The 20167-nt window shown below is 63.9% G+C and carries 18 protein-coding genes; 15 read left to right on the forward strand and 3 right to left on the reverse strand.

Annotated elements, in window-relative coordinates; translation table 11 throughout:
* Positions 1-62 precede the first annotated feature (62 nt).
* A complete protein-coding gene (locus tag FJ972_RS08155; RefSeq protein WP_140500287.1) occupies positions 63-1106 on the reverse strand; it encodes a LacI family transcriptional regulator in 1044 nt (347 codons plus the stop codon).
* 402 nt (positions 1107-1508) lie between these two features.
* Between FJ972_RS08155 and FJ972_RS08160 the strand changes: the two genes are divergently transcribed.
* The 8 genes from FJ972_RS08160 to FJ972_RS08195 all read left to right on the forward strand — a co-directional run bounded on the left by FJ972_RS08160 (position 1509) and on the right by FJ972_RS08195 (position 9472).
* Positions 1509-2747 (forward strand): ABC transporter substrate-binding protein, encoded by a 1239-nt coding sequence (locus FJ972_RS08160; protein WP_140522554.1) that lies wholly within the window; start codon positions 1509-1511, stop codon positions 2745-2747.
* A 94-nt stretch (positions 2748-2841) separates the two neighbouring features.
* Positions 2842-3735: a carbohydrate ABC transporter permease gene (locus FJ972_RS08165; RefSeq protein ID WP_140500283.1), complete on the forward strand. Its 894-nt coding sequence runs from the start codon at positions 2842-2844 to the stop codon at positions 3733-3735.
* On the forward strand, positions 3728-4663 hold the full coding sequence (locus tag FJ972_RS08170) for a carbohydrate ABC transporter permease (RefSeq protein ID WP_140522552.1): 936 nt from the start codon (positions 3728-3730) through the stop codon (positions 4661-4663). Before FJ972_RS08165 ends, FJ972_RS08170 begins: the two co-directional genes overlap by 8 nt.
* A complete protein-coding gene (locus FJ972_RS08175; RefSeq protein WP_181165360.1) occupies positions 4663-5763 on the forward strand; it encodes an ABC transporter ATP-binding protein in 1101 nt (366 codons plus the stop codon). The genes FJ972_RS08170 and FJ972_RS08175 overlap by 1 nt, the downstream gene beginning before the upstream one ends.
* Before the next feature lie 39 nt (positions 5764-5802).
* On the forward strand, positions 5803-6549 hold the full coding sequence (locus FJ972_RS08180; protein WP_140513775.1) for a sugar phosphate isomerase/epimerase family protein: 747 nt from the start codon (positions 5803-5805) through the stop codon (positions 6547-6549).
* 11 nt (positions 6550-6560) lie between these two features.
* A complete protein-coding gene (locus FJ972_RS08185; RefSeq protein WP_140500277.1) occupies positions 6561-7703 on the forward strand; it encodes a Gfo/Idh/MocA family protein in 1143 nt (380 codons plus the stop codon).
* Positions 7704-7836: 133 nt separating this feature from the next.
* Positions 7837-8883: an L-glyceraldehyde 3-phosphate reductase gene (mgrA, locus tag FJ972_RS08190; protein ID WP_140522550.1), complete on the forward strand. Its 1047-nt coding sequence runs from the start codon at positions 7837-7839 to the stop codon at positions 8881-8883.
* A gap of 184 nt (positions 8884-9067) precedes the next feature.
* Positions 9068-9472, forward strand: a complete 405-nt coding sequence (locus FJ972_RS08195; RefSeq protein ID WP_140500273.1) for a Fur family transcriptional regulator — start codon at positions 9068-9070, stop codon at positions 9470-9472.
* A gap of 39 nt (positions 9473-9511) precedes the next feature.
* Here the strand turns inward: FJ972_RS08195 and polA are convergent, their stop codons facing one another.
* Positions 9512-12463 carry a DNA polymerase I gene (gene polA / locus FJ972_RS08200; RefSeq protein WP_181173433.1) on the reverse strand — a complete coding sequence of 984 codons (2952 nt, stop codon included), beginning with the start codon at positions 12461-12463 and terminating at the stop codon, positions 9512-9514.
* Positions 12464-12937: 474 nt separating this feature from the next.
* Here polA and FJ972_RS08205 point away from each other — a divergent pair, with 474 nt between their 5' ends.
* The 7 genes from FJ972_RS08205 to FJ972_RS08235 all read left to right on the forward strand — a co-directional run bounded on the left by FJ972_RS08205 (position 12938) and on the right by FJ972_RS08235 (position 19116).
* Positions 12938-14320, forward strand: coding sequence for a M20/M25/M40 family metallo-hydrolase (locus FJ972_RS08205; RefSeq protein ID WP_140522546.1), 1383 nt, complete (start codon positions 12938-12940; stop codon positions 14318-14320).
* Positions 14321-14468: 148 nt separating this feature from the next.
* On the forward strand, positions 14469-15089 hold the full coding sequence (locus FJ972_RS08210) for a ribonuclease D (RefSeq protein ID WP_140522544.1): 621 nt from the start codon (positions 14469-14471) through the stop codon (positions 15087-15089).
* A gap of 83 nt (positions 15090-15172) precedes the next feature.
* Positions 15173-15376, forward strand: coding sequence for a hypothetical protein (locus FJ972_RS08215; RefSeq protein ID WP_140522542.1), 204 nt, complete (start codon positions 15173-15175; stop codon positions 15374-15376).
* A gap of 110 nt (positions 15377-15486) precedes the next feature.
* Positions 15487-15741 (forward strand): GlsB/YeaQ/YmgE family stress response membrane protein, encoded by a 255-nt coding sequence (locus FJ972_RS08220; protein WP_140500262.1) that lies wholly within the window; start codon positions 15487-15489, stop codon positions 15739-15741.
* A gap of 23 nt (positions 15742-15764) precedes the next feature.
* A complete protein-coding gene (locus FJ972_RS08225) occupies positions 15765-15911 on the forward strand; it encodes a hypothetical protein (RefSeq protein WP_140500260.1) in 147 nt (48 codons plus the stop codon).
* Between the two features lie 137 nt (positions 15912-16048).
* Positions 16049-18313 carry a transglycosylase domain-containing protein gene (locus FJ972_RS08230; RefSeq protein ID WP_140522540.1) on the forward strand — a complete coding sequence of 755 codons (2265 nt, stop codon included), beginning with the start codon at positions 16049-16051 and terminating at the stop codon, positions 18311-18313.
* 50 nt (positions 18314-18363) lie between these two features.
* Positions 18364-19116, forward strand: coding sequence for an SDR family NAD(P)-dependent oxidoreductase (locus FJ972_RS08235; RefSeq protein WP_140500256.1), 753 nt, complete (start codon positions 18364-18366; stop codon positions 19114-19116).
* Positions 19117-19142: 26 nt separating this feature from the next.
* Here FJ972_RS08235 and FJ972_RS08240 read toward each other — a convergent pair whose 3' ends face one another.
* Positions 19143-20063: a zinc-binding dehydrogenase gene (locus tag FJ972_RS08240; RefSeq protein ID WP_140522538.1), complete on the reverse strand. Its 921-nt coding sequence runs from the start codon at positions 20061-20063 to the stop codon at positions 19143-19145.
* Positions 20064-20167: the final 104 nt, after the last annotated feature.

Raw genomic sequence — 20167 nt, forward strand, 5'->3', positions numbered from 1 at the left:
TTGTTTTTTGGGCAATGCCTTAGGAAAGCTACGCGGGAATTGCTCTGGCGGCGGGGCTTCAATCAGCCGCGATAGGCCACAACTTCGCCCGGCGCGCTGAGTGACTGCAGCGAGCCGGGCGCCGCGCCGCCGATCCAGCCGAGCACGGCGCGGGCGAGCTCGGAGCCGGCCAGCCGGAAGTTCTCGTTGACGATCAGCAGTTCCCGGCGGAACAGATGCAGCAGTTCCGACGACTGCTTCGACACCACGTCGATGTCGCGGCCGAGTTTCAACCCGGCGTCCTCGATGCCGGCAACAATGGCAAGCGTGGCGGCCGCGGCGCTGCTGACGATGCCGTCCGGCCTGATGTCGCGCCGCATCAGCTGCGCGGTCCTCATCCTGATCTGCTCGATCGAGTGGTCGATCGAAACGGTGTTGAACGGCACCTCCGAGGCGCCGACTTCGCTCAGCGCGTCGGCAAAGCCGTTCACGGTGTGGCCGTGATAGGTCAGGCCGACCGGCGGCGTCACCAGAGCCAGCCGACGCCGGCCCAAGCCGGCCAGATGGCGCACCGCCTCGGCCGCGAAGGCGTAATTGTCGAAATCATGATAGGGGTGCACGAGCCCCATATCGGTGCGGCCGTGCGTTGCAAAAGGTATGCCGCGCTCCAGCATGTAGCGGGCCCTTGGATCGTTGGGCTGCGTGCGCGAAATGATGACGCCATCGGCGGAGCCAGTCTCCACCAGATAACGCACCGGATCCAGCGGATCCTGCGAGCGCGAGTAGGGCGTGACGATCAGATGGTAGGGCGTATCGGCGATGACTTCGGTGACGCCGTAGATGATGTCTGAGACAAAGCTCATGATCTCGTGCTCGGTGTTGAGCACGAGGCTGATGACGTTGGTCTTGCCGGTTCGCAGGCGCACGCCGGCGCGGTTCGGCCGGTAACCGATCTGCTTGGCCACGAGCTGGACGCGGCGCCTGGTCTCGGCGCCGATCTCCGGCGCGTCCTTCAGCGCCCGCGACACGGTGGTGACGCCGAGCCCGGTCATGAAGGCAAGCGTCTTCAGCGTCGGCCGCTCCCTGGCCGACGTCTCGTCATCGCTGTCCGTGCGCCGTCTGTCCATTCGTCCCGCCCCGTCAGGCGCTTAGCAGCCGCCGGCCAGGCCGGCAATGCCGCCGTCGCTCCCATGGCGCGTCTCCTTAGCTGAACAAGCCTATACTGAAACGTTACAGATTGTCACGACCGGTGTTCGACCAGGCTGTGGCCGAGGTCGAAAGTCCGCATGGGCTCGCCGCCGAAAAGCGTTGGGAATCAGCAGGAAAGGCATTGGGAGCAAGCTTCTTGCGAGCGTTCTGTCTTGCCATGTGGGATTTTGCGTATTGCGCTGCACAACGGGCTCCATCCCGAAAGGATTTTGTTCGCGGCTCGAAAAATATCGAACTGACTTTCAAGGGAAGGGTTGCGCATGTCTTACAATTGCCGTATCGAAAATCTGTAACGTTTCAGATTCTGGGAGGAAACCGAAATGCGATACAAATTCCTGACCGCCGCGCTTGCGGCGACGGTGGCGTTGAATTTTGCCGGGCCGGCGGCCGCAACCGATCTGGAAGTCACCCATTGGTGGACATCCGGCGGCGAGGCCGCGGCGGTCGCCGAACTCGCCAAGGCCTTCGACGCAACCGGCAACCACTGGGTCGACGGCGCCATCGCCGGGTCCGGCGGCACGGCGCGGCCGATCATGATCAGCCGCATCACCGGCGGCGACCCGATGGGCGCCACCCAGTTCAATCACGGCCGGCAGGCGGAAGAGCTGGTGCAGGCAGGCCTGATGCGCGACCTCACCGATGTCGCCATCAAGGGCAAGTGGACCGAGGTCGTGCGGCCGAAGAGCCTGCTCGACGGTTGCACCATCGACGGCAAGATCTATTGCGTGCCGGTCAATATTCACTCCTGGCAGTGGCTGTGGCTGTCGAACGCGGCCTTCGAGAAGGCGGGCGTGCCGGTGCCGAAGAACTGGAACGAATATGTCGCCGCCGCCCCGGCGCTGGAAAAGGCCGGCATCGTCCCGCTCGCGGTCGGCGGGCAGGCCTGGCAGGCGTCGGGCGCATTCGACGTGCTGCTCGCCGCGGTGGGCGGCACCGACACCTTCCTCAAGGTCTACAAGGACAAGGATGCGACGTTCGCCGCCGGTCCTGAAGTCGCCAAGGTCTTCAAGGCCGCCGACGATGCGCGCAAGATGGCCAAGAACACCAATGTGCAGGACTGGAACCAGGCGACCAACATGGTCATCACCGGCAAGGCCGGCGGCCAGATCATGGGCGACTGGGCGCAAGGCGAATTCCAGGTCGCCGGCAAGACAGCCGGCAAGGATTATACCTGCCTTCCCGGGCTTGGCCTGAACGAGGTCATCGCCACCGGCGGCGACGCCTTCTACTTCCCGCTGCTCAAGGACGCCGACAAGTCCAAGGCGCAGGAAGTGCTGGCCGAGACCTTGCTCGATCCCAAGACCCAGGTCGCCTTCAATCTCAAGAAAGGCTCGCTGCCGGTGCGCGGCGACGTCGACCTCAACGCTGCCAACGATTGCATGAAGAAGGGGCTCGACATCCTGGCCAAGGGGGCCGTCATTCCCTGGACGGACCAACTGCTCTCGCAGGACAGCCAGAAGCAGAAGGAGGACCTGTTCTCGGAGTTCTTCGCCAAGCCCGACATGACGCTCGAAGAAGCGCAAAAGCGCTTCGCCGACATCATCGCCTCGGCCGATTGACCGCCGACAAGCCGCCTCGCTCCCGGCCACCTCAGGGCCGGGAGCGAGGCGTGCCGACCTTGTCGCCCTTACCCGATCCAGCATGGCTGCACCGATGAGCAAGAGCGAACGCCCGAGCCAACTCTTCCGCAACCTCAATGCGAAGGTCGCCTCGATCCCGATGATCCTCACCGCGCTGGTGGTGTTCGTCGGCGGCACAGCCTGGACGGTGCTTTATTCCTTCACCAATTCGAAGCTTCTGCCGCGGCTGCATTTCGTCGGGCTCGACCAGTACTACCGGCTGTGGGCGACGCCGCGCTGGCTCGTCTCGATCGAGAATCTCTTGATCTACGGCGTGCTGTCGCTCGTCTTCTCGCTGGTAATCGGCTTCCTGCTCGCCGCCCTGCTCGACCAGAAGATCCGTTTCGAGGACACGTTCCGCACCATCTTTCTCTATCCCTTCGCGCTTTCCTTCATCGTCACCGGCCTCGTCTGGCAATGGCTGCTCAATCCCGATTTCGGCATTCAGGGAGTGGTTCGCGACCTCGGCTGGACAAGCTTCAATTTCGATCCGCTCTACAATTCGAGCATCGTTATCTACGGCATATTGATCGCCGCGCTGTGGCAAGGCACCGGGCTGATCATGTGCCTGATGCTGGCCGGCCTGCGCGGCATCGACGAGGACATCTGGAAGGCCGCGCGGGTGGACGGCATCCCCACCTGGAAGACCTATCTTTTCATCATCATCCCGATGATGCGACCGGTCTTCATAACCACGCTGGTGATCATCGCGTCGGGCATCGTCAAGGTCTACGACCTCGTCGTCGCGCAGACCAGCGGCGGTCCCGGTATTTCCTCTGAAGTGCCAGCAAAATATGTCTACGACTACATGTTCTTCGCCCAGAACCTCGGCCAGGGTTTTGCCGCCTCGACCATGATGCTCTTGTCGGTGATGATCGTCATCGTGCCGTGGGCCTATCTCGAATTCGGGGGCCGCAAGCGTGTCTGATCATGCCGTCTCCCTGGCCGCGTCCCAAGCCGCCATTCGCGCCGATGCCTCGGGACCGAGCGGACCGAAGCCCCGGCACATGTTGTCGCGCCGCAGCATCTTCCTGTACGGCACGCTCATCGTGGTGGCGCTCTATTACCTGCTGCCGCTCTACGTGATGGTTGTCACCTCGCTCAAGGGCATGCCGGAAATTCGTCTCGGCAACATCTTCTCGCCGCCGGTCGAGATCACGTTCGAGCCGTGGGTCAAGGCATGGTCGCAGGCCTGCACCGGTCTCAACTGCGACGGTCTCTCTCGCGGCTTCTGGAACTCGGTGCGCATCACCGTCCCCTCGGTGATCCTGTCGATCGCAATCGCCTCGGTGAACGGCTACGCGCTGGCCAATTGGCGCTTCAAGGGCGCCGACACGTTCTTCGTCATCCTGATCGTCGGGGCCTTCATCCCCTATCAGGTGATGATCTATCCGATCGTCATCATCCTGCGCGAGATCGGCCTCTATGGCAGCCTGGGCGGCCTGGTGATCGTGCATTCCATTTTCGGCATGCCAATCCTGACGCTCTTGTTCCGCAACTATTTCACCTCCATGCCGGAGGAACTGTTCAGGGCTGCGCGCGTCGATGGCGCCGGCTTCTGGGGCATTTATCTGCGCATCATGTTGCCGATGTCGCTGCCGATCTTCGTCGTCGCCGTCATCCTGCAGGTGACCGGCATCTGGAACGACTTCCTGTTCGGCGTCGTCTATACGCGCCCCGACACCTATCCGATGACGGTGCAGCTCAACAACATCGTCAACTCGGTGCAGGGGGTGAAGGAATACAATGTCAACATGGCCGCCACCATCCTGACCGGGCTGGTGCCGCTGGTCGTCTACTTCATTTCCGGCAAATTGTTCGTGCGCGGCATTGCCGCCGGCGCGGTGAAAGGGTGATGTCGATGGCGGCAAACGGCACCAGCGTTTCGATCCAGGACCTGTCGCTGAACTTCGGCTTGGTCTCGGTGCTGCAGACGCTCAACCTCGACGTCGCCGAGGGCGAGTTCATAGTGCTGCTCGGACCCTCGGGTTGCGGCAAGTCGACCTTGCTCAACTGCATCGCCGGACTGCTCGACATTTCGGACGGCCGCATCTTCATCAAGGGCAAGAACGTCACCTGGGAAGAGCCCAAGGACCGCGGCATCGGCATGGTGTTCCAGTCCTACGCACTCTATCCGCAGATGACGGTGGAGAAGAACTTATCCTTCGGGCTGCGCGTCGCTGGCGTGCCCAAGGACGAGATCGCGAAGCGCATAGCGCGCGCCGCCGAGATCCTGCAGATCGAGCCGCTGTTGCAGCGCAAGCCCGCAGCGCTCTCCGGCGGCCAGCGCCAACGCGTGGCGATCGGGCGCGCGCTGGTGCGCGACGTCGACGTGTTCCTGTTCGACGAGCCGCTGTCGAACCTGGACGCCAAGCTGCGCTCCGAACTGCGCGTCGAGATCAAGCTTTTGCACCGCAAATTGCAGAACACCATGATCTACGTCACGCATGACCAGATCGAGGCGATGACGCTGGCCGACCGTATCGCGGTCATGCGCGGCGGCGTCATCCAACAACTCGACGCGCCGCAGACCATCTATAACAAACCGGTCAACCGCTTCGTCGCCGGCTTCCTCGGTTCGCCGGCGATGAACTTCATTGACGGCAGGCTCGAGAAAGACGCTGGCAACTGGTTTTTCGTGGCCGACAATCTCAAGGTTCCACTCGGCACCTATCATTTCGACAAGCAACCGGAAGCCGGCCCTGCCGTGTTCGGCATCAGGCCCGAGCATGTCAGCCTGAACAGCGGCACGGGCTGGCCATTCTCGACGGCGGCCAATGTCGAGGTGGTCGAACCGATGGGGTCCGACACGCTGGTGTGGCTGAAGCTTGCAAAGCAGAATTTCAGCGTCCGGGTCACCTCGGAACGGACGCCCAAGAACGATGAGGCGGTGACGGTGGGCTTCGACCCGATGCGCGCCTCGCTCTTCGATGCCCAAACCGGCAGCCGCATCTAAAGCCCGATAACCATCCCCCAAGCAGAACGGACAAAGACGATGAACTGGTCATTCCAACTTTACAGCGCGCGCAATTTCCAGCCCTGGGAAGGCGTGCTCGAGATGCTCGGCAAGCTCGGCTACACAGAGGTCGAAGGCTTCGGCGGCGTCTATGACGATCCCAAGGCCTTCCGGGCCGAACTCGATAAAAACGGCCTTGCCATGCCGACCGGGCATTTTTCGATCGACGCACTGGAGAAGGATTTCGACGGCGTGCGCAGGATAGCTGAAGCGCTCGGCATCAAGCTTTTGATCTGCCCCTACCTCATGCCTGAGTCCAGGCCTTCGGACGCTGCCGGCTGGCGCGGCTTCGGCGAGCGCCTGGCCAAGGTCGGCGAGACGGCGAAGAAGGCCGGCTACGGCTTTGCCTGGCACAATCATGATTTCGAGTTCAAGAAGCTCGCCGACGGCTCGCTGCCACAGGCTCACATCCTGGCTTCCGCGCCCGACATCGGCTGGGAGATGGATGTCGCCTGGGTGGTGCGCGGCGGCGCCGATCCGCTGCCCTGGATCGAACAGCACGGCAAGCGCATCGTTGCCGTCCACGTCAAGGACATGGCAAGGCCGGGCGAGGGGCTGGACGAGGACGGCTGGTCGGATGTCGGCCACGGCACGATCGACTGGGCCGGCCTGATCGAGGCGCTGCGGGCCAAGAGCGCGGCCAAATACTTCGTCATGGAACAGGACAATCCCAATGACATCGAGCGCTTCGCCCGCCGTTCGATCGCAACCGTAAAGGCCTATTAGGAACAAGCATCATGGCAAACAAACTTGGCGTCGGCGTCATCGGCTGCGGCAACATCTCGAAGGCATATTTCTCGCTGGCGCCGCTGTTTCGCGGCATCAAGATGCGGGCTTGCGCCGATATCAACATGGACGCCGCGAAAGCGCGGGCGAAGGAGTTCAAGCTGCGCGCCGAGACGGTCGAGGACCTGCTCAAGGCCGACGACATCGACATCATCGTCAACCTGACCATTCCGGCCGTGCACTACGAAGTGTCGAAACAGGTGCTCGACGCGGGCAAGCATGTCTATTCGGAAAAGCCCTTCGTGCTTTCGGTCAAGGAGGGGCTCGACTTGAAGAAGCGGGCGGAGAAGAAGGGACTTCGCATCGGCTCGGCACCCGACACCTTCTTCGGCGGCGCGCATCAGTTGGTGCGCAACCTGATCGATACCGGCAAGCTCGGCAGGATCACCAGCGGCACTTGCCATGTCATGGGGCACGGCATGGAGCACTGGCACCCCAATCCGGACTTCTTCTTCCAGCCGGGCGCCGGCCCCGTGCTCGACATCGGGCCGTATTACATCACCAATCTGATCCAGCTGATCGGACCGGTGAAGCAGGTGGCGGCCTTCGCCACAACCCCGGCCAAGGAACGCACGATCAGTTCGAAGCCGCGCGCGGGCGAAAGGATCCCGGTCAACACGCCGACCACCATCCACGGCCTGCTGGAGTTCGAGAACGGAGCCGTGATCACGCTCAACACCAGCTGGGACGTCTGGAGCCACGGCCATGCGCCGATGGAGCTCTATGGCGAGATGGGGAGCGTGTTCGTGCCGGATCCGAACTTCTTCGGCGGCGACGTGCGCTTCACCGAAGCGGCCAAGCCGGTCAAGAAGCTGCCGAAATGGCAGCATCCGTTCGGCGTACCCAACGAGATGCATTCGCAGGGCATGATGGCCAATTATCGCACCGCCGGCCTCGCCGACATGGCGATTGCGATCTCCGAGGGCAGGCCGCACCGCTGCTCGATGGAGCTGGCGCTGCACGCCGTCGACGTCATGACGGGAATCCTGCGCTCGGGCGAAACCGGCAAGTTCGTCGCCATGCAGACCACCTGCGAACGTCCAGCCGCGCTCGGCATCAAGGAAGCCAAGGCGCTGATGGCGAAGAAGAGCTAGATCGCGGATTATCGATAATTTTGATGAACCCTCTCCCCGTTTTCGCGGGGAGAGGGTAAGGGTTGGGGCGCAGGGCCTGCGCGTCGCGTTCGCGATGACAGTGCCCAGTCCATCCAGCTTCGAGGATTTCCCCATGCCCTATGTCGCCGCCGAAAACCGCTACGAAAAAATGGTCTATAACCGCTGCGGGCGGTCCGGCCTGAAGCTGCCGGCGATCTCGCTGGGGCTGTGGCACAATTTCGGCAACGACACGCCGCACACGACCAAGCAGGCGATCGTGCGCAAGGCCTTCGACCTCGGCATCACGCATTTCGACCTCGCCAACAATTACGGGCCGCCGCCCGGCTCGGCCGAGATTGCTTTCGGCGAGATATTGCGCACCGACTTTGCCGCCTACCGCGACGAACTCATCATCTCGACCAAGGCCGGCTACGAGATGTGGGCGGGCCCCTACGGCCAATGGGGCGGACGCAAATATTTGCTGGCCAGCCTCGACCAGAGCCTGAAGCGGATGGGGCTCGACTATGTCGACATCTTCTATTCGCACCGCTTCGATCCGGATACGCCGCTGGAGGAAACGATGGGCGCGCTCGACCATGCGGTGCGCGCGGGCAAGGCGCTCTATGTCGGCATCTCGTCCTACAATTCGCAGCGCACGCGCGAGGCGGCCGATATACTGAAGCGGCTCGGCACGCCTTGCGTAATCCATCAGCCGAGTTATTCGATGCTGAACCGCTGGGTCGAGGACGATGGCCTGCTCGATACGCTTGATGGGCTGGGCGTCGGCTCCATCGTGTTCTCGCCGCTGGCACAGGGCATGCTGACCGACAAATATCTCGGCGGCATCCCCGAGGGCAGCCGTGCCTCCCAGGGCAAGTCGCTGCGGCCGGCCTTCATCAACGACAAGACCATCGCCAATATACAGGCATTGAACGCGATCGCGGGCCGCCGTGGCCAGACGTTGGCGCAGATGGCGCTGGCGTGGGTTCTGCGCAAACGCAAGGTGACATCGGCGCTGATCGGCGCCAGCCGGCCGGAGCAGGTGGAGGACTGCGTCGGCGCGCTGAAGGCGCCCGACTTCAGCGACGCCGAGCTTGCCGAGATCGACAATTACGCGCGCGAGTCCGACATCAATCTGTGGGCAGCCTCGGCCGAGCGCAACGGCCCGCCGAGGAAGTAGGCATGGAAGCCGGTAGACAACGACGGCGGGAGCCCCTCCCGTCGTTGTCGTTCGCGGAATGCCGCGCCAGCGCGTTTCAATAGAGGAGTAGCAAAGACAGCGGTTCGTCGCTATCTGAATGGGACGGGCCGTTTGCATGTGGAAACGGCTTGTATGTGACACAAGGCAGGTCGGAAACAGGATCATGGCGGCAAGGGATGTGCTGACGAAGAACCAGCTGTGCGTGCTCGAGAAACTCGAGGCCGCCAGCGGGCCGCTCAGCGCCTACACCTTGCTTGACCAACTGCGCGAGCGGGGTTTCCGCGCGCCGCTGCAGGTCTACCGCGCGCTCGACACGCTGGTGAAGTCCGGCTTCGTGCATCGGCTGGAAAGCCTCAATTCCTTCGTCGCCTGCGTCGAGCCGCACGATCACAGCCATTCCATGACCGCCTTCGCCATCTGCGACACATGTGGCCAGGTGAGCGAAATGTCCGACCATGATGTCGGTCACCGGCTGGACGAATGGGTGCGCTCCACCGGCTTTGCCGCCAAGAAGGCGGTGATCGAGTTCCGCGGGACCTGTGCCAAGTGCCGGGCACAAGCTGCCTAGTCTAAGGTGTGTTGATATTCAGGTGATGCCGGCCCGGCGCTAGTGCGCCTCGTCCCAGTTGTTCGCCGCTCGAGCGTCCACATGCAGCGGCACCGACATGGACACCGCCGGCATGGCCGCATTCTCCATGACATGGCGCACGACGGGGATCGTCGCCTCCACTTCCGCCTCGATCGTCTCGAAGATCAGCTCGTCATGCACCTGTAAGAGCATGCGGGCCGAAAGCCTGGCCTTCTCCAGCGCCTCGTCCATGCGCACCATGGCGCGGCGGATGATGTCGGCGGCGGTGCCTTGCAGGCGCGCGTTGATCGAGGCGCGCTCGTTGAAGGCGCGGATCGAGGGATTGGAGGACCGGATCTCGGGGTAGTGGATGCGGCGGCCGAAGATGGTTTCGACGAAACCGTGCTCGCGGGCATAGGCCTTGGTCTCTTCGATATAGTCGCGGATGCCGGGGAAGCGCTCGAAATATTTCTTGATGTAGTTGCTGGCCTCCTCGCGCGGAATCGACAGCTGGTTGGCAAGGCCGAAAGCCGAGATGCCGTAGATGATGCCGAAATTTATCGCCTTGGCGCGGCGGCGCACTTCCGAAGGCATGCCCTCCACGGGCACGTTGAACATTTCCGAGGCCGTGATGGCGTGGATGTCGGCGCCGTCGGCGAAGGCCTGCCGCAATTGCGGGATCTCGGCGACATGGGCGAGCACGCGCAATTCGATCTGGCTGTAGTCGGCCGAAACCAGGCGGTTGCCCTTGTCGGCGATGAAGGCCGTTCTGATCCTGCGGCCTTCGGCGGTGCGCACCGGGATGTTCTGCAGGTTCGGGTCGGAGGATGACAGCCGCCCCGTCGTCGTCGCGGCGAGCGCGTAAGAGGTGTGGACGCGCTTGGTGTCCGGGTTGACGAAGCCGGGCAGCGCATCGGTGTAAGTCGATTTCAGCTTGGTCAGCTGGCGCCAGTCGACGATCTTGCGCGGCAGTTCGTGGCCTTCGGCGGCGAGGTCTTCCAGAAGCTGCGCCGAGGTCGACCATTGGCCGGTCTTGGTCTTGGAGCCGCCGGGCAGACCCATGCGGCCGAACAGGATATCGCCGAGCTGCTTGGGCGAGCCGATGTTGATGCGCTCGCCGACGAGCTGGTAGATTTCTTCCTCGAGCCGGGCTGCGCCCTGGGCCAGTTCGCCCGACAGCCGCGACAGGATCTGCCGGTCGACCGAGATGCCGCGCTGTTCCATGCGCGCCAGCACCGGCACCAGCGGCCGTTCCAGCCGCTCATAGACCGACACCAGGCCCTTGGCGGCGAGCCGCGGCTTCAGCACCAGCCAGAGCCTGAGCGTCACATCGGCGTCCTCGGCCGCGTGGGCGGTCGCCTTGTCGACATCGACCTGGTCGAAGCCGACCGAATTTTTTCCGGAGCCGGTCACGTCCTTGAGCTGAAGCGGACTGTGGCCCAGCCATTTCTCGGCAAGCGCGTCCATGCCGTGGCCATGCGAGGTGCCGGCATCGAGCACGTAGGAGATCAGCATGGTGTCGTCGAAAGGGCCGACGTCGATACCGTAGCGGCTCATGATGACGAGATCGTATTTCAGGTTCTGCGCGATCTTGAGGACAGACTTGTCCTCGAGCAGCGGTTTCAGCACGGCCAGCGCCTCGCGCAGCGGGATCTGGTTGTCGATCGGACCACCGCCGAGCAGGTCGCCATTTCCGCTCCTGTGGGCGAACGGCACATAGGCGGCGCGACCTGGCGCCGTCGCCAGCGACAAGCCGATCAGTTCGGCCTGCATCGGATCGGGCGACGTCGCGCGGGTATCGAAGGCGACGATGCCGGTCTCCAGCGCCTCGGCGACCCAGGCCTTCAGGCTGGCGACGTCGCGGATGCACTGATAGGCCGAAATGTCGATCTTGCGGGCGGTGGCGGCCTCCAGGCGAAGCGCCGACAGAAGCGAAGGGGTGTTGCCCTCCTTCGTGCCGCCGCCTGCTTCCAGGGCCGTCTCGCCGTCCTGCTTCGCCTCGGCGCTGGGCGCGACCAGCGCGCCGGCGCCGACATCCGGCCCATGCGCGGAGTCGGCGCGTTCGACCGTCACAGCGATCGCCTGGACGTCGCTTGCCTCGGTTCCCGTCGTTTCCGCCACGCGGCGGGTCAGCGAAGAGAATTCCATGGTCTTGAGGAAGCCGATCAGCTTCGGCCCGTCCGGCGCGTGCAGGACGAATTCGTCCAGCCCCTCGGCCACCGGCACATCGTTCTTCAACGTCACCAGCTGGCGCGAGATGCGCGCCTTGTCGGCATTGGCGATGATGGATTCGCGTCGTTTCTCCTGCTTGATCTCGCCGGCGCGCTCAAGCAGTCCGTCTAGGTCGCCGAACTGTTCGAGCAATTGCGCCGCGGTCTTCGGTCCGATGCCCGGCACGCCGGGAACATTGTCGACGGAATCGCCGGTCAATGCCTGCAGGTCGATCATCTTCTCCGGCGGCACGCCCCATTTCTCGATGACCTCGGGAATGCCGATCTGGCGATCCTTCATCGGATCGTACATGCTCACCGTCGGGCCGACCAACTGCATCAGGTCCTTGTCGGAGGAGATGATGGTGGTGTCGCCGCCGGCCTCACAGGCCAGCCGGCAATAGGTCGCGATGAGGTCGTCGGCCTCGAACCCTTCCATCTCGAGACAGGGCAGGTTGAACGCCCTGGTCGCCTGGCGGATGAGGCCGAATTGCGGGATCAGGTCTTCCGGCGGCGCCGAACGGTTGGCCTTGTATTCGGGATAGAGATCGTTGCGGAAGGTTTTCGACGAATAGTCGAAAATGACCGCGAAATGCGTCGGCACGATGCCGACATCGGTGTTGCGGGCATCCTGCATCAGCTTCCAAAGCATGTTGCAGAAGCCGGACACGGCGCCGACCGGCAGGCCGTCGGACTTGCGGGTCAGCGGCGGCAGCGCATGATAGGCACGGAAGATGTAGCCGGAGCCGTCGACAAGAAAGAGATGATCGCCTTTTTTCATGCCGGCAGGGATAGCGCGGCGCGGCGGCTTGGTCCATGCCAAAGGCACCGCTTCCAGCAACACCCTGACAGGCAGGCGACGGGTTGGTTGGAAAGAGCTGAAATCGGCATTATTTTCGCCCGCGGGAGGGCTTGGTCCCGCCTGTCGAACGGCAGCTCACGGCCATGTTACAAAAGTGTAATATTCGTGCCCTTGAATCGCCACGTTCGAGGACACAGATAAATGCCATCGGCAATTTTCGCCGACGTCCGGAGCAAGGCCCGTCCCCCGCCTATCCCGGACACCTGCGGCAGCCTATCCCCCCTCTCCGGGCTGCCGCATCGTTTCGAGTAGAAGGGCCGCCGTGGTTCCCCCTCCACCACGGCGGTCTTTTTTGTTTCGAATACGCGCTTGAGCCCGTGGTCCAATGGTCCCGGGCTTTTCGTTTGCCCGCTCTGCCTTTACGGTTCCGGCACTGAATCGAAAGGCTCGCCAATGTCAATTTCCCCCGTTCTCGACCGTCTCGACAAGAATCTCGACCACAGCCTGGAGCGCCTCTTCGGTCTGCTCCGGATCAGGTCAATCTCCACCGATCCGGCCTATGCCGCCGATTGCCGCAAGGCGGCTGAATGGCTGGTGGAAGAACTCAAGGTGATCGGCTTCGACGCCAGCGTCCGCGACACGCCCGGCCACCCGATGGTGGTTGCGCATCATGATGGGCCGGCCGGTTCACCGCATGTGCTGTTCTATGGCCACTATGACGTACAGCCGGTCGATCCGATCGAGCTTTGGGAAAACGACCCGTTCGCGCCGGCGGTCAAGGAGATCGAGCCCGGCCACAAGGTGATCACCGGGCGCGGCTCGGCCGACGACAAGGGTCAGTTGATGACCTTCGTCGAGGCTTGCCGGGCCTGGAAGCAGGTGCATGGCAATCTGCCGTGCCGCATCACCATCCTGTTCGAGGGCGAGGAGGAGTCAGGCTCGCCGTCGCTGAAGCCCTTCCTCGAAGCCAATGCCGATGAACTCAAGGCTGATTTCGCGCTGGTCTGCGATACCAGCATGTGGGACCGCGACACGCCGTCGATCTGCGTGGGGCTGCGCGGGCTGGTCGGCGAGGAGATCACCGTGAAGGCCGCCGACCGCGACCTGCATTCGGGCCTCTATGGCGGCGCCGCCGCCAACCCGATCCGCATCCTGGCCAAGGTGCTGGCCGACATTCACGACAAGGACGGCCATATCACCATCCCGGGCTTCTATGACGGCGTCGAGGAAACGCCGTCGCAGATCCTGAAATCATGGGAAACGCTGGGCGAAACGGCCGAGACGTTCCTTGGCCCTGTCGGCCTTTCGATCCCGTCGGGCGAAAAGGGCCGTTCGCTGCTGGAACTCACCTGGGCACGGCCGACGGCCGAGTTCAACGGCATCACCGGCGGCTACACCGGCAAGGGCTTCAAGACGGTGATCGCGGCGCAGGCCTCGGCGAAAGTATCTTTCCGCCTCGTCCACAAGCAGGATCCCAAGAAGATCCGCGCCGCCTTCCAGCAATTCGTCAAGGAGCGCATTCCGGCCGACTGTTCGGTGGAGTTCCACCCGCATGGTGGCTCGCCGGCGATCCAGCTTTCCTACGACTCGCCGTTCCTGGCCAAGGCCAAGACGGCGCTGTCGGACGAATGGCCGAAGCCGGCGGTGACGATCGGCAGCGGCGGCTCGATCCCCGTGGTCGGCGATTTCCAGACCTATCTCGGCATGGAATCGCTGCTGGTCGGTTTCGGCCTCGACGACGACCGCATCCACTCGCCCAACGAAAAGTATGAGTTGAGTTCGTTCCACAAGGGCCAGCGCTCCTGGGCACGCATTCTGGACGCGCTGACGCGCTGAGCCGGGAACTCACGAAAGGCGGGAAAATCAAGTTTATGTTGATTTTTCCACCGATCACGGCAAGGACGGGTTGCCAGCGCAACGTGCTGGAGCGCGCGCGTCCGCTCGATGGATGCGCGATGCCGAAAGCGCGACCCCGGAGAAGACGATGAGCGATATCCGTTTCCACAAAAACGATCTGCCCGACCTGTCCCGCTACAATGTCGGGGCGGTTGCCATCGATACGGAAACGCTGGGACTGAACCCGCATCGCGACCGGTTGTGCGTGGTGCAGATTTCACCCGGCGACGGCAGCGCCGACGTCATCCAGATCGCGCCGGGCCAAAGGGAAGCGCCGAACCTCGTCAAGCTCTTGGGAAACCACAGCGTGACCAAGCTGTTCCACTATGGGCGCTTCGACCTTGCCGTGCTCTACCATGCGTTCGGTGTGATGCCCGAGCCGGTATTCTGCACCAAGATCGCCTCACGGCTGACCCGCACCTACACCGACCGGCATGGGCTCAAAGACATCTGCTTCGAGCTTCTGGGCGTCGGCCTGTCCAAGGCGCAGCAATCGTCGGACTGGGCGGCCGAAACGCTGTCGCCCGAACAACTCGAATACGCCGCATCCGACGTGCTCTATCTGCACCGGCTGCGCGACGTGCTGGCGGCGCGGCTGGCGCGCGAGGATCGCACGAAAGAGGCCGACGCCTGTTTCCGCTTCCTGCCGACACGCGCCAAGCTTGACCTCATGGGCTGGGACGAAGAGGATATTTTCGCTCATAGCTGACGGCGTCGCGGCGCTGCCGCCGATGTTCCGTCCGGGACCAGATGCCGGCCGTCGTGTTCCGTCGGCTCGAAAAGAGGGATGACATGACGGACAGGAAGCCCATATCGACCGCGCCCACCGACGGTTCCAAGGTCACCGTGACCTGGAAGGACGGCGACGGCGTGCTCAACGAATCCATCGCGCAATACCGGGACGGCGGCTGGTGGGTCTACATCGACAGCGATACGCAGAAGAAGGTCGAGCCGACGAGCTGGCGGCCCGCCGCGAGCGACGACGGCGACCAATGAGCAGGCCGCTGGCGAGGGCGGCGGCTTTCGCATAGCCTGAAGCCGTTGATATCGAGGCCGATTCGGGGCTTTCCGCTCCGCGCTCGCCTCTTGCTCGGAGGGAAATCGCCATGGGCGTCGAAAGCCTGCTCGTCTTCATCATCATCGGTGCCATCGCCGGCTGGCTCGCCGGTCTCATCGTCTCCGGTTTCGGCTTCGGCCTGATCGGCAACATCATCGTTGGCATCATCGGCGCGTTCATCGCGGGCTGGCTGTTCCCGCGGATCGGCTTGTCCATCGGCGGCGGCATCCTCGCCTCGATCATCCACGCCACGATCGGCGCCATCATCCTGCTGATCCTGGTCAGGGTCCTGAAGCGAGCCTGAGGCCGGGCACCGAGGAGCGCGCCATGAAACAGAATACGCTCTATCTCGTCATTGGCGCGCTCGTCGTCGTGGTCATCGCGCTCGGCGTCTACGTCTACCGCGAACAGACCAAGCCGAAAGGCGTGGAGCTCAAGATCGACGACAAGGGCATCTCGATCCAGCAGAACTGAACGGAGCCCGGGCTTGCCGGCTCCGCATTGCTCCCCACGCCTGACTATCGCTGCCTGCCGGATTTAACCCGCCTTTAAACCGCCGCATCTACTCTGCAACCCGAACGCCATAGGCATCGGGATATCAAGCGCAGCGCATGGCGAACCGCAGAGACAGCCGCATCGAACCCAGTTTCGAGGGACCGCCACAAGCGAGATCCCAGACCGGTCTTTCGGTGAGCGAGGAGGATCGCGTCGTGCCCAGCAACCGCAAAGCCTCCGCCAAACGCAAACCGCCGAAGGCAAAATCGTCGCGTGCCAGGCGCGACCGAAGCCGGCGCGGCCTGTTCGGCGTGCTCGGCCGGCTGGTCTACTGGTGCTTCGTGCTGGCCATCTGGGGCGGCATCGCGGTGGCCGGAGTCGTCGTCTACTACGGCGCCAAGATGCCGGCGGCCACGACCTGGTCGATCCCCGATCGCGCGCCCAATATCAAGATCGTCTCCGCCGACGGCCAACTGCTCGCCAATCGCGGCATGAGCGGCGGCGAGGCGGTCGGCCTGCACGAAATGTCGCCCTACATCCCCGAGGCGGTCATCGCCATCGAGGACCGCCGCTTCTATTCGCATTTCGGCGTCGACCCGATCGGCCTGTCGCGCGCCATGGTCGCCAATCTCGCCGGCGGGCATTTCTCGCAAGGCGGTTCGACGCTGACGCAGCAACTGGCCAAGAACCTGTTCCTGACGCCAGACCGGACGCTGGAGCGCAAGGTGCAGGAGGTGCTGCTGGCGCTGTGGCTGGAGCACAAGCACACCAAGGACCAGATCCTCGAAATGTACCTCAACCGGGTCTATTTCGGCTCGGGCGCCTATGGCGTCGAAGCGGCCTCGCGCCGTTATTTCGGCAAGAGCGCGCGCGATGTCACCTTGTCGGAGGCGGCGCTGCTTGCCGGTCTCCTGAAGGCGCCGTCGCGACTGTCGCCGGCGCGCGATCCCAAGGCCGCCGAGGACCGCGCGCAGCTGGTGCTCGCCGCCATGCGCGACGAGGGCAAGATCAGCGCCAAGGAGCTGACCACGGCGATGAGCGCGCCGGCAACGCGCGCGCCGTCCTACTGGACAGGCTCGGAAAACTACGTCGCCGATACCATCATGGAAGAACTGCCCGATCTGATCGGCGACGTGCGCGGCGACATCGTCATCGATTCCACCGTCGACCTGAACCTGCAGAAGCTCGCGGAACAATCGATCCGCCGGCTGATCGACGAAAGCGGCAAGAAGCTCAACGTCACCCAGGGCGCGCTGGTGTCGATCGACGATTCGGGCGCGGTGCGTGCCATGGTCGGCGGCTACGATTATTCGACCAGCCAGTTCGACCGCGCCTCGGAAGCGCGCCGGCAGCCCGGTTCGGCGTTCAAGCCGTTCGTCTACATGGCCGCCCTCGAGGCCGGCCGCACGCCCGACAGCGTGCGCAACGATGCGCCGATCAAGATCGGCAAATGGACACCCGACAATTACGGCGGCAAGTATTTCGGGAAGGTGACGCTGGCAACCGCCTTGGCGAAGTCGCTGAACTCGGTGGCGGCCCAGCTGACCATGGAAGTGGGGCCGGACGCAGTGGTCGAGGCGGCGCATCGCATGGGCATCCAGTCCGATTTGCAGGCCAACACCTCGATCGCGCTCGGCACGTCGGAAGTGACGCCGCTGGAGCTGACCTCGGCCTATGTGCCTTTCGCCAATGGCGGCTACAAGCCGGACATCCATTTCATCCGCCGCGTGACATCAGCCGAGGGCAAGGTGCTGTACGACGCCGGCAGCGGCAGCGCGCCGCGCGTGGTGAAGCCCGAGATCGTCGGCATGATGAACTCGATGATGACCGGGACGGTGGAGATCGGCACGGCCAGGAAGGCGGCCTTCACCTGGCCGTCGGCCGGCAAGACCGGCACCAGCCAGAATTCGCGCGACGCCTGGTTCGTGGGCTACACCGCCAATCTCACCACCGGCGTATGGTTCGGCAATGACGACGGCAGCCCGATGAAGAAGGTCACCGGCGGCGCGCTGCCTGCGCAGGCCTGGCACGAGTTCATGGTCGCCGCGCATGAGGGCGTGCCCGTGCGGCCGCTGCCTGGTACCTGGAAGTCGACGCCGGCCGATAGGATCGTGCCGGACGAAATCCCGTCGGCCGATGCGACGCAGCCGGCTCCGAAGCCGCAAGCGCCTGTCGGCCAGTCGGCGCCCGCTGCCGTCGCGGCGCAGCCAGCGCCGGTTCGCGCGCCCCGCCCGGCCCAGACCGTCGACGCCGACGGTTTCGATATGCCGGGCGATTCCGGAACCACCGCGTCGGTCGGACATCCGGTGCCGCCGGGCAGTGTCGGCGGTCCGCTCAAGAAGCGGCAGACCTCGATCCTCGACATTCTCGGCGGAGGCTAGCGGCAACTCGCCTCTCGCCAGCGCCACACCGTTCGGCTACACCTCCCGACATGGCAGAGATCGACACCAGGAAGACCATTGTGCTGACCGGCGCCAGCCGTGGCATCGGCCATGCCACGGTCAAGCGTTTCTCGCGCGAGGGCTGGCGCGTCATCACCTGCTCGCGCCAGGCATTTGCCGAGGATTGCCCGTGGCCGGCCGGGCCCGAGGACCACATCAAGGTCGATCTCGCCGACCAGGAGGATGTCGGCATCGCCGTCTCCGAAATCCGCCACCGGCTCGAGGCGCATGGCGGCCAGCTGCACGCGCTGGTCAACAATGCCGGCATTTCGCCAAAGCTCAAGGACGGCAACAGCCGCATGAACTCCATCGACACGCCGATGCATGTCTGGCGCGACGTGTTCCAGGTCAATTTCTTCGCGCCGATCATGCTGGCGCGCGGGCTGTTCAAGGAATTGGCATCGGCGAAAGGGTCGATCGTCAACGTCACCTCGATCGCCGGCACCCGGGTGCATCCCTTCGCCGGCACCGCCTATGCGACATCGAAGGCGGCGCTCGGCTCGCTGACGCGCGAGATGGCGCATGATTTCGGGCCGCACGGGATCCGCGTCAACGCCATTGCGCCGGGCGAAATCGACACGGCGATCCTGTCGCCGGGCACGGACAAGATCGTCGAGACCATTCCGCTCAGGCGGCTGGGTACCACGGCCGAGGTCGCCGACATCATCTTCTTCCTGTGCTCCGGGCAGGCGTCTTATGTGACCGGCTCGGAAATCCACATCAATGGCGGCCAGCACGTGTGATGGGCTGACCTCAGGCTAGGGATCGTTCATCCGGTCATGGTGAGAACAGCCTTGCCGCTGAAGCTGCGCTGTCGCAGCGCATCCAGGGCTTGGGCGATGTCGGTCCATGGCATGGTCAGGGCGACGCGGGTTTCCAGCCGGCCGGCCGCAACGAGAGCGAGCAGCGAGGCGATGTCCGAGCCAATGCCCGCGCCAGACGTGTAGTAGGCGAAAGTCTGAAGCCTCGCCCCCTCGTGACCCGGAACGAACTGGCGGAAGCCAATTGGCGTGAGTTCGCCACTGCTTGAGCCGAACATGACGATCGTCCCGCCGGGCGCGACGCGTTCGATCGCGTGGGCAAGGCTTTGGCCGCCGACCGATTCGGTGATCAGCGAGAACGGCCCCTCAGCCAGTTCGATCGCCTCGACGACTTGCCCGGCACCCAGGCGGCGGAGATCCTCGCCATGCCGGGAGGCCGCGACCGCGGTCACGCTCGCGCCCTGTTCGCGCGCGATCTGGATCTGGAAACGGCCGACCGCTCCACTTGCGCCGGTGATCAGGACCCGTTGGCCGGCAAGGTCGCCGCCATGGCGCAAAGTCCTGAGCGCGGTGGTGCCCGCGACCGGAAGCGTGGCCGCGGAAACGAAGCTGACGTCATCCGGCAGGACGGCGAGGCGGTCAGTCGAAACCGCGACGCGTTCGGCCCAGCCCGCCTGGTCGACCAGAGCCGCGACCCGGGCGCCCACGGCTGGCCCGGAGCCGTCGGCCGCTGGCCGTTCGACGATCCCGACGAGGTCCTGGCCGGGTATCCAGCCGTCCGGGCGTATGGTGAGCAGGCGCAATTCGCCGCGATTCAACGAGGTTGTGTGGACCGAGACAAGCGCCTCGTTTGCGAGAGGCCGTGGGTCCTCGACCTCGGCAAGCGTCAGTCCGGCGGGGCTGTCGGAAGACATGACTAGGGCGAGCATGAGACGTACCTTCCTGCTGGTTTGTGGATGCAAAGCGCGGTGGCATCCTGATCAACCGGGTGCATGGGCAAGCTGGAACCTATCGACTTCCCAGCTTGAAGAAT

Origin of the sequence: Mesorhizobium sp. B2-1-1 (genome assembly GCF_006442975.2) — a bacterium.
Classification (GTDB): Bacteria; Pseudomonadota; Alphaproteobacteria; order Rhizobiales; family Rhizobiaceae; genus Mesorhizobium.